Raw genomic sequence first — 9,859 nt, 5'->3', positions numbered from 1 at the left:
GGAGGCCCCGGCCCCCACGCCGGACACGCCCACGCCCCCCAAGGCGGAGGAGCCGTCGCCTGATGCGCTGAAGGTCCCGCCGCAGCCGCAGTCGGTGCCCGCGCCCGCAAGCGCGCCGGTGCCGCCGTCGCCGCAGCCGGAGGAGAACGCCCCGCCGAAGGTGCAGGAATTCTCCCACATCACGCAGCCCAACGAGACGAAGAAGGCCGTGCCGGATACGCATTCGCTGCTGGCGACGCTGGATTCCTTCCGCGCGGACCAGAAACAGACCCATCCGCCCAAGGCCCGCGCCAACCCCGCGCAGGGTGGCGCCCCGAACGGGGGCGGGACGCCTGACGGAGATATTACCCAGTCCATGAGCGCTGCCGACCAGAAGGGGATCGGCAACGCCGTGCGGCGCTGTTATTCCGAAGATACGGCGGCGCGTAATTATGCGCAGTTCGTGGCGCACCTTGTGGTCACGGTGGATGCCACGGGCACGGCCCGCATCGTGGAGTTCGCACCGCAGACGCAGGCCCGCATGGACAGCGACCCGTCCTATCGCGCCCTGGCCGAGCGTGCGCGTGATGCGGTGCTGAGCCCGACCTGCGCCAAGCTGCCGATTCCCAAGAACCTGCTGGGCCAGACCCGACAGCTGAAATTCGTATTTCGTCCGTAAAACGGGACGAGACCGAGGAGACGATTGAGATGAGTCCAAGTGTAAAGCCACTTATCCCCGATGCGGATGCCGATCGCCTGGCCGCTGTGTTCGGTCGCCGCGGCGTGATGGGGGCGGGGATCGCGGGGGGGCTGCTTGCGACGCCGCTGTTCACCCCTTCGGGCGCTGCCCACGCGCAATCGGCGCCGGATGCGGAAATTACCGTGGACCAGGCCCGCACCGCGCCGATTCCCATTGTCATCCCGTCACTGGGCAGTGGCACGGGACAGCAGATTACCGATGTCATTTCCGCCGACCTTGGCAATTGCGGCCTGTTCCGTCCCATTTCGGCCTCCATGCCGGCGGGGCGTCCCGATTTCGCGACGTACAAGACGATGGGCGCGCGCGCGCTGGTGACCGGCAGGGCGGAAGACCGCGGATCCTCCGTGCGTGTGGAATTCCGCCTGTGGGACGTGACCACCGGCAGCCAGATCCAGGGCACCGCCTATACCGCGTCCAGCCAGGACTGGCGGCGGATCGCGCATGTGATTTCCGACGTGATCTATACGCGCCTGCTGGGGGAGAAGGGGTATTTCAATTCCCGCATCGCCTATGTCGCGATGTCGGGGCCGCGTTCGCACCAGACGCGCCGCCTTGCGATCATGGACCAGGACGGCGCCGACAGCCGTTACCTGACCAGCGGGCAGTGGGACACGATCACCCCGCGCTTCAACCCGGCGAACAGCGAACTCGCCTTCATGTCGTATATCAACAACCGCCCGCGCGTTTACCTGTTCAACCTCAATACGGGGCAGCAGCGGATGCTGGGCGAATTCTCGGGCATGTCGTTCGCCCCGCGTTTCAGCCCGCGTGGTGATTCGGTCATCCTGTCGGTGACGCGCGGCAGCGGGTCCGACCTGTACACGGTGGACCTGTCGAGCATGTCGCGCCGCCAGATCACGGCGTCGGGCGCGATCGACACCAGCCCGTGCTACAGCCCCGACGGTTCGCAGATCGTCTTCAACTCCGACCGTGGCGGCTCCCCGCAGCTTTACGTGATGCCGGCCGGGGGCGGGGAGGCGAAACGTATTTCCTATGGCCACGGACATTACGGGTCCCCCGTGTGGTCACCGCGCGGCGACCTGATCGCGTTTTCGCGTATCGCCAATGGTTCCTTCTCCCTTGGCGTCATGGCGCCCGACGGGACGGGGGAACGTATCCTGACGCAGGGCTTTACAGTGGAAAGCCCGACTTTCTGCCCCAATGGCCGGGTCCTTGCCTTCTGCCGCCAGAGTGCCGCCCATGCGGGTGGTGCAGGGTTCAGCTCCGGCATCAGCAGCATCGACATCACCGGCTTCCACGAGCGTATCCTGCCGGTCGGCATGTCGTCCGACCCGACATGGTCGCCCCTGAACCAGTAAAGAGGAGACATTTTTACAACAGTCGACGGGTACAATATCGTGCAGCGTTTCGTCTGGTGAAGGTCCGATATGTGTCGGCTTCAACTTGACGATCGTGGGTCCGATGAAGTATTAACCCCGCAGGTCTCCAGCGTTCGCGGGTCTCTGTTTACGTTTGTTGGCAGGGCAAAACGAGACTCGGGACCAGCAGAATTTGTACCCGGAAATTTAACAAGTGGTTTCGACGATCACAGAAACCAATCCAGGATCAAAAGTAATGAGACTGAAGCTTCTTGGCGCCGCTGGCATGGCTCTCTTCCTTGCCGCCTGCTCCGACCACACGAACAAGGCCGCCAACACCGGCGCCGCAACCCAGCAGCAGACCGGCCCCGTCCCGGGCAGCGAAGCCGACCTGGTTGCCAACGCTGGTGACCGCGTGTTCTTCGAACTGAACCAGAACACCCTGTCCGCCGATGCGAAGGCGACGCTGGACCGTCAGGCCGCGTGGCTGGCGAAGTATCCGCAGGTCAACATCCAGATCGCCGGCAACTGCGACGATCGCGGGACCGAGGAATACAACCTTGCGCTGGGTCAGCGTCGTGCGAACGCCGCCCATGACTACCTGGTGGCCAAGGGTGTCGCGGCTTCGCGCATCACGACCATCTCCTACGGCAAGGACCGCCCGACCGCCCCTGGCGATGACGAGGCTTCCTGGTCGCAGAACCGCAACGCGATTTCCGCGGTGCAGTAAGGTTTCCTTTCCCGTCATGGGGAATGGAGGTTTTAACGGAACCGGTCGGGTGCTTATCACCCGGCCGGTTTTGTTTTAGGTATATGCCTGTTCCATCCGGTGCCCCTGCGTGCCGGCAAGATGCAAGCTCTCAAGAAGGGGGATCCCATCCATGCGGTCTGTTGTGTCCAGCTTTGTCCACGCGGGGCGGCGGCCGCTGCGAACGGGGCTTCTCGGGATGGCGTTGGGGCTTGTGGCCCTGCATGGCCCGGCGATGGCGCGTAACGATGACAATGCCAACCTCGTGCTGCAACTGCTGGACCGCGTGAACACGCTGGAGGAGCAGACGCGCGACATGCGCGGGCAGATCGACCAGCTGAACAACCAGGTGCAGCAGCAGAACGCCGCGCTGAGCAAGCAGATCGCGGACATGAATTTCGCGATGCAGAACGGCCATGGCGGCACCGCCGGCGGCACATCCGCCCCGGCAGCGGCCACGGTGGCGCCGCCGCTGGCATCCGCCGACGATGCAGCACCGGCAAAGCGCACCGCGGCCGATATCCTCAAGGACGGGAATGCGGCGCTGCTGCGGCAGGATTACACGACCGCGCAGGCGGACGCGCAGCAGGTCCTGTCCGGCCCCAAGAGCCCGCGCCAGATCGACGCGCAGTACCTGCTGGCGCAGTCGCTGGCGGGGCAGAAGCAGTACCGCCAGTCGGCGCTGGCCTATTACGATACCTATAACCGCTCCCCCCATGGCGCCCGCGCGCCAAGTGCGCTTCTGGGGGTTGCGGCAACGCTGGTGGCGCTGGGGGACAAGGCTTCGGCCTGTCAGGCGCTGGACAAGCTGTCGAACGAATTCCCCGAACCCGAAGCCCGCATCCGCAGTGCGGAAGGGGTCTATCGCAAGAAGGCGAAGTGCAGCGGTTGAGCAGAAGCCGCAAAACAACGGTTTGATGACAGATAAAAGTTTCTGGGCGCCGCCTTTTTCCAAAAAGGCGGCGTTCTGTTGAAGTTTTTTTGGGAAAAAGCTTCACCGGAAACTGCTGAATGATTTTCGCAATGTCCATGGACAGACTGGATGAGGCCACCATACGCATGAAGGCGGCAGATGGCGGCCGGGTGATTGGTGATGCCGAATTCGCCCGCTGCATGCAGGCGCTTGGGCCATGGCTGCCGGACGGACCGGATGCAGTGCCGGTCGCGATTGCGGTCTCCGGCGGGGCCGACAGCCTTGCGCTGGCGCTGCTGGCGCGTCGGTGGCGGCGCGCGGTGGTCGGGTTGGTCGTGGACCATGGGTTGCGCGCGGAATCGGCGCAGGAGGCGGCGCTGACGCTCCGTCGTCTTGAGGCCCTCGACATTCCCGCGCGCCTGCTGCGGCTGGAGGGACTGTCGCGTGGGCCGCGCATGGCAGAGCGTGCGCGGCGCATGCGCTACCACGCCCTGACGGGGGCCTGCCGCGAACTGGGCAGCCTCGACCTGCTGCTGGGCCATCATGGGGACGACCAGGCGGAGACCGTGCTGATGCGCCAGCGCGCCGGAAGTGGCCCGGACGGGCTGGCCGCGATGGCGCGGGCGGTTGCGGGCACGGATGTGCGGTTTGTCCGGCCATTGCTTGGGGTGGGGAAGGCCGACCTTTACGCCACCATGCGCCATGCGGGTCTGGCCTGGGTGGAGGACCCGTCCAATGCCGACCTGCGCACCGAACGCGCGCGGGCGCGCTCCGCGCTGTCGGGTGATGCGCCGTTGCGCGATGCGTGCCGTGATGCCGCCGACATGGCGGGGGGGCAGCGCATGGCGCGCGATGCGCATGACGCGCAATGGCTTGCGGCCCATGCCCGGTTCGATGCGGGGGGATGGGTGGCGCTGCCGCATGGACTGCCGCCCGCACGGGTGCTCTCCGCGCTGGTGCGCACCGTCTCCGGCCATGAATATCCCCCATCCCCCGGCGGTATCGCCGCCCTGTGCGCAGCCCCGCGCCAGGCCACGCTGGGGGGGGCGTGCCTTCTGGCGCATGGGGACGGATGGATTCTGGCGCGGGAGGAAGCGGCGATGCAGGGGCCTGTCCCCGCCTGCGCGGGCGCGTGCTGGGACGGGCGTTTCGTGCTGTGCGGGGCAGGGGGGATGCAACTTCCGCCGGGGCTGCGCGTCGGTGCGGCCGGGCCGGTTGCCGCATGGTGGCCGCGCGAACGGGGACGGGCGGGCGTGCCCGCGCGGGTGCTGCGCACGCTGCCCGCGCTGCATCGGGACGGGCGGGTGGTGGCGGTACCGCACATGGGGGTGTTCGCCCCCGGCATGGAGCAGGGCTGGCGTTTCGCCTTCGTCCCCCCGTCACCTGCGACGGCGCTTGCCAGATTCGGGCCGTCAGGGCAGATTCATCATCCCGTTTGACAGAAAGGTCTGTCATGGGGGGTGTGAATATGCCTTGATCGTCCTATGTAAGAAAGACGTAAACAGGAACTTGGTGTCTGTCAGTCGGCCTGCCACGGTGGGTCCACGAGGGCGTCAGCACATGGAACAGTGGGCAAGATGAATAATTTCGGCCGGAACCTGGCCCTGTGGGTAATCATCATCGTGCTGCTGCTGCTGCTGTTCAACGTTTTCCAACCGGGAAGCGCGCAGCACGCATCGCAGCAGTTGGCGTATTCGGACTTCATCGGTGACGTGAACACCGGGCATGTGCGGTCTGTCGTGGTGCAGGACCACACGATTACCGGCACCCTGACCGATGGGACGTCGTTCGATACCTATGCGCCGCAGGATCCGACATTGATCTCGCGCCTGACGGAAAAGGGCGTCGAAGTCGTGGCAAAGCCGATCGACAGCGACACCAATCCGTTCCTGCGCTACCTGATCAATTACGCACCGCTGCTGCTGATGGTGGGGGCATGGATCTTCATCATGCGCCAGATGCAGTCCGGCAGCGGACGCGCGATGGGCTTTGGCAAGTCGCGGGCGCGGATGCTGACGGAAAAGCAGGGGCGCGTCACGTTTGACGATGTCGCCGGCATTGATGAGGCCAAGGGCGAACTGCAGGAAATCGTGGACTTCCTGCGCGATCCGCAGAAGTTCACCCGTCTGGGCGGCAAGATCCCCAAGGGCGTGCTGCTTGTCGGCCCGCCCGGCACCGGCAAGACGCTGCTGGCCCGTGCCATCGCGGGGGAGGCGAACGTCCCGTTCTTCACCATCTCCGGCTCGGACTTTGTTGAAATGTTCGTCGGTGTCGGCGCATCGCGTGTGCGCGACATGTTCGAGCAGGGCAAGAAGGCCGCGCCGTGCATCATCTTCATCGACGAAATCGACGCCGTGGGCCGCCATCGTGGCGCGGGCCTTGGCGGCGGCAATGACGAGCGCGAGCAGACGCTCAACCAGATGCTCGTGGAGATGGACGGCTTCGACAGCAATGAGGGCGTGATCCTGATTGCCGCGACCAACCGCCCTGACGTCCTTGACCCCGCGCTGCTGCGTCCCGGCCGCTTCGACCGGCAGGTCGTGGTGCCGAACCCCGACGTGGCGGGGCGTGAAAAGATCCTGCGCGTGCACATGCGCAAGGTTCCGCTGGCGTCCGATGTCGATCCCAAGGTGATCGCGCGCGGCACGCCGGGCTTCTCCGGCGCGGACCTCGCCAACCTCGTGAACGAGGCGGCGCTGATGGCGGCGCGCCTTGGCAAGCGCACGGTCGCGATGCTGGAGTTCGAGAACGCCAAGGACAAGGTCATGATGGGTGCAGAGCGCCGTTCGCTGGTCATGACCGATGACGAGAAGAAGATGACCGCCTATCACGAAGGCGGGCATGCGCTGGTCGGCATCCTCACGCCCGGGTCGGACCCGGTGCACAAGGCGACGATCATCCCGCGTGGCCGTGCGCTGGGCATGGTCATGAGCCTGCCGGAGAAGGACCGTTACTCCGAAAGCCGTTCGTGGTGCCTTGGCAAGCTGACGCTGGCGATGGGTGGCCGCGCGGCGGAGGAAATCATCTTTGGCCCGGACAACGTCTCCACCGGGGCGTCGGGCGATATCAAGATGGCGACCGATGTTGCGCGCCGCATGGTCACCGAATGGGGCATGAGCGAGAAGCTCGGCATGGTGGCCTATGGCGGCAACGGGCAGGAAGTCTTCCTTGGCCACAGTGTCACGCAGAACAAGAACGTGTCGGAAGAAACCGCGCGTGAGATCGACAACGAGGTGCGCAGCCTGATCGATGCGGCCTACCTCAAGGCACGGACGCTGCTGCTGGAACATATCGACCAGCTGCACCGTCTGGGCGAGGCATTGCTGGAATATGAAACCCTGACGGGCGAGGAAATCCGTCAGGTGCTGCGGGGCGAGAAGATTACCCGTGTCGTGGTGGATGACCCGATGCCTGAAAACCGCCGCCCGTCGGTACCGCCGTCGGCCCCCACGGGGTCGCTGCCGGGGCCTGCGGCCGGGCCGGATATCGGGACCGCGCCCCAGCCGGGCTGACGCCTCTGGCGCGGTTTCATGACCAAGGGAAATGGCGGAAGAACCATAGGCGTTCTTCCGCCATTCTTTATTTGGGGTGCCTGAAAAAACGCCCCCGGCAACATACTGTTATCGTTTTCCATTACATGACGACTTCAACCGGTTTCTTTGTGGTTATACGAGACGATAGATGACGGACGACGACAGGCTTCTCGAACCTCTGGGGCTGCTGTCGGGGCAGGCAGCGGTGGATGCGGTGCGCCTTGGCGTGGCGCGCTGGCTGTGTGGCGGCCCGGTGGCCTTTTCGCTGGCGCGGTTGTGGCGGGGGTATCGTGACACGGGGCTTGTGCCCGTGGGGGCGATCCCGCCGGGATGGGAAGACGTACTGGCGCGGGTCTGTGCGCCACCTTGTGCCGCGGGCCTGCCGGATGGGGCGCGGGTGATGGGGATCGTCAACGCCACCCCCGACAGTTTCAGCGATGGCGGGCGGCATCTGGCGGCGGATCGCGCCCTTGCCACGGCGGCGGACATGCTGGCGCAGGGGGCGACGGTGATTGATGTCGGCGGTGAAAGCACGCGGCCGGGTGCGGCCCGCGTCACCCCGGCGCAGGAGTGGGAGCGGGTCGGCCCGGTCATTGCCGCCCTGCGCACTGACGCGCGGACGCGCGACGCCGTGATTTCCGTCGATACGCGTCATGCACTGGTCATGGAACGCGCGCTGGCGGCGGGGGCGGATGCGATCAACGATGTCTCCGCCCTGGCGCACGACCCGGCGGCGGCGGATGTGGTGGCGCGCGCGGGGTGCCCGGTCATGCTGATGCATATGCGTGGCACGCCGGGGACGATGAACGACCATGCGACCTATGCCGATGTTGCGGTGGATGTCGTGCGCGAACTGCGCGACCGGGTGGAATGCGCCGTGGCGGCGGGGGTCGCGCGCGATCGCATCATGGTCGATCCGGGGATCGGCTTTGCCAAGACGGCGACGCAGAACATGGAACTCCTCGCCCGGTTGCCGTTACTGGCCAATCTGGGATGCCGGGTGGTGCTTGGCGTCTCGCGCAAGCGGTTCGTGGGGCAGGTGACCGGTATTGCCGACGCCGCGCTGCGTGATCCGGGCAGCATGGCCGCCAGCCTGCCCGGACTGGTGTTTTCGAACACGATCCTGCGGGTTCACGATGTCGGTGTCATGATGCAGGGCCTGAAGATATGGCAGGGACTGGATTGCACGCGGCAGGTAAGGTAGGTCCATGCACACCAGTTCAAGCAGCCCGGGGATGGCGCAGGCATGACGAAGACAAGACGACTGTTCGGGACCGATGGGATTCGGGGCACCGCCAACCAGGACCCGATGACGGTTGAAATCGCGCAGAAACTGGGTCAGGCCTCCGGCCTGCGTTTCATTCAGGGGACGCACCGCCACAGCGTGCTGCTGGGCAAGGATACGCGGCTGTCGGGTTACATGATCGAATGCGCGCTGGTCTCGGGCTTCCTGTCGGCGGGGATGGATGTCACGCTGGTCGGTCCCATGCCGACACCCGCCATCGCCATGCTGACGCGCTCGCTGCGCGCGGACCTCGGGGTCATGATCTCCGCCTCGCACAACCCGTATGGCGACAATGGCATCAAGCTGTTCGGCCCCGACGGGTTCAAGCTGTCCGACGAGGTCGAGGCCGAGATCGAGGAGACCATGCGCTCCGACCTCAGTGGCCGCCTTGCCGCCCCGGACCAGATCGGCCGGGCCTCGCGCCTCAATGACGCGGCGGGACGGTATATCGAAAGCGCGAAGTCATCCTTCCCGCGCGGGCTGCGCCTTGATGGGCTGCGCATCGTCATCGACTGCGCCAATGGCGCGGCTTATCGCGTTGCCCCCACCGCCCTGTGGGAACTTGGGGCGGAGGTCATCCGTATCGGCTGTGACCCCGATGGCATCAACATCAACGAGGGCTGTGGCTCCACCCGGCCGGAGGCGCTGTGCAGCGCGGTCACGCGGCACCGTGCCGATATCGGCATCGCACTGGACGGGGATGCGGACCGGGTGCTGATCGCGGACGAGAAGGGGCGCCTGGTCGATGGGGACCAGATCCTTGCCCTGATCGCGCGGTCATGGATCCGGCAGGGGCGCCTTGCGGGGCGGCAGATCGTCGCCACCGTGATGTCCAACATGGGGCTGGAACGCTTCCTGTCCGAACAGGGGCTGGAACTGGTCCGTACCGCCGTGGGGGACCGTTACGTCGTTGAAAAGATGCGTGAGCTTGGCGCGAACCTTGGCGGGGAACAGTCGGGGCACATGCTGCTGTCGGACTTCGCCACCACGGGGGATGGCCTTGTCGCCGCCCTGCAGGTGCTGGCCGTTCTGGTGGAGGAGGGACGGCCGGCAAGCGAGGTCTGCCGCATGTTCACGCCCTATCCGCAACTGCTGCGCAATGTGCGTTTTGCCGGGCGCAGCCCGCTGCTGGACCCCGCCATTGCCGAAGCCCGGCGCGCGGCGGAGGCGCGACTGGGAACGCGCGGGCGCCTGGTGCTGCGTGAAAGCGGGACCGAACCCCTGATCCGCGTGATGGTGGAGGCACAGGACGAACAGCTTGTCCGTGAGGTGGTCGATGACATGTGTGCCGCCATCACCGCCGTGCAGATGATGGCCTGACG

Annotated in this window: 7 protein-coding genes and 1 pseudogene; all 8 read left to right on the top strand. The window is 65.9% G+C overall.

The window, feature by feature from the left end; translation table 11 throughout:
* Positions 1-658: pseudogene (locus tag KMAL_RS03535) on the top strand (energy transducer TonB); the annotation flags it as partial.
* Positions 659-687: 29 nt separating this feature from the next.
* Positions 688-2,058, top strand: a complete 1,371-nt coding sequence (gene tolB, locus KMAL_RS03530) for a Tol-Pal system beta propeller repeat protein TolB (RefSeq protein ID WP_110094365.1) — start codon at positions 688-690, stop codon at positions 2,056-2,058.
* A gap of 256 nt (positions 2,059-2,314) precedes the next feature.
* The gene (gene pal, locus KMAL_RS03525; protein ID WP_110094364.1) at positions 2,315-2,788 is read left to right on the top strand and encodes a peptidoglycan-associated lipoprotein Pal; all 474 of its coding nucleotides are present in this window, start codon (positions 2,315-2,317) and stop codon (positions 2,786-2,788) included.
* A gap of 253 nt (positions 2,789-3,041) precedes the next feature.
* Complete coding sequence (locus KMAL_RS03520) at positions 3,042-3,698, top strand: tol-pal system YbgF family protein (RefSeq protein WP_408887884.1); 657 nt, start codon at positions 3,042-3,044, stop codon at positions 3,696-3,698.
* Positions 3,699-3,835: 137 nt separating this feature from the next.
* The gene (gene tilS, locus KMAL_RS03515; RefSeq protein ID WP_408887883.1) at positions 3,836-5,158 is read left to right on the top strand and encodes a tRNA lysidine(34) synthetase TilS; all 1,323 of its coding nucleotides are present in this window, start codon (positions 3,836-3,838) and stop codon (positions 5,156-5,158) included.
* A gap of 138 nt (positions 5,159-5,296) precedes the next feature.
* Positions 5,297-7,231, top strand: a complete 1,935-nt coding sequence (ftsH, locus tag KMAL_RS03510; RefSeq protein ID WP_110094362.1) for an ATP-dependent zinc metalloprotease FtsH — start codon at positions 5,297-5,299, stop codon at positions 7,229-7,231.
* Positions 7,232-7,400: 169 nt separating this feature from the next.
* On the top strand, positions 7,401-8,456 hold the full coding sequence (gene folP / locus KMAL_RS03505; RefSeq protein ID WP_110094361.1) for a dihydropteroate synthase: 1,056 nt from the start codon (positions 7,401-7,403) through the stop codon (positions 8,454-8,456).
* Positions 8,457-8,498: 42 nt separating this feature from the next.
* On the top strand, positions 8,499-9,857 hold the full coding sequence (gene glmM / locus KMAL_RS03500) for a phosphoglucosamine mutase (RefSeq protein ID WP_110094360.1): 1,359 nt from the start codon (positions 8,499-8,501) through the stop codon (positions 9,855-9,857).
* The last annotated feature ends 2 nt before the right edge of the window (positions 9,858-9,859 follow it).

Origin of the sequence: Novacetimonas maltaceti, from assembly GCF_002906255.1 — a bacterium.
Taxonomy (GTDB): domain Bacteria; phylum Pseudomonadota; class Alphaproteobacteria; order Acetobacterales; family Acetobacteraceae; genus Novacetimonas; species Novacetimonas maltaceti.
The sequence above is the reverse complement of the archived record's forward strand: the minus strand, read 5'-3'. Positions and strand labels throughout refer to the sequence as shown.

What these genes read in the sequence shown, in the direction of transcription:
- tilS (WP_408887883.1), top strand. Translation starts at nt 3,836, where the DNA reads ATGGACAGACTGGATGAGGCCACCATACGCATGAAGGCGGCAGATGGC.
- ftsH (WP_110094362.1), top strand. Translation starts at nt 5,297, where the DNA reads ATGAATAATTTCGGCCGGAACCTGGCCCTGTGGGTAATCATCATCGTG.
- pal (WP_110094364.1), top strand. Translation starts at nt 2,315, where the DNA reads ATGAGACTGAAGCTTCTTGGCGCCGCTGGCATGGCTCTCTTCCTTGCC.
- folP (WP_110094361.1), top strand. Translation starts at nt 7,401, where the DNA reads ATGACGGACGACGACAGGCTTCTCGAACCTCTGGGGCTGCTGTCGGGG.
- tolB (WP_110094365.1), top strand. Translation starts at nt 688, where the DNA reads ATGAGTCCAAGTGTAAAGCCACTTATCCCCGATGCGGATGCCGATCGC.
- KMAL_RS03520 (WP_408887884.1), top strand. Translation starts at nt 3,042, where the DNA reads ATGGCGCGTAACGATGACAATGCCAACCTCGTGCTGCAACTGCTGGAC.
- glmM (WP_110094360.1), top strand. Translation starts at nt 8,499, where the DNA reads ATGACGAAGACAAGACGACTGTTCGGGACCGATGGGATTCGGGGCACC.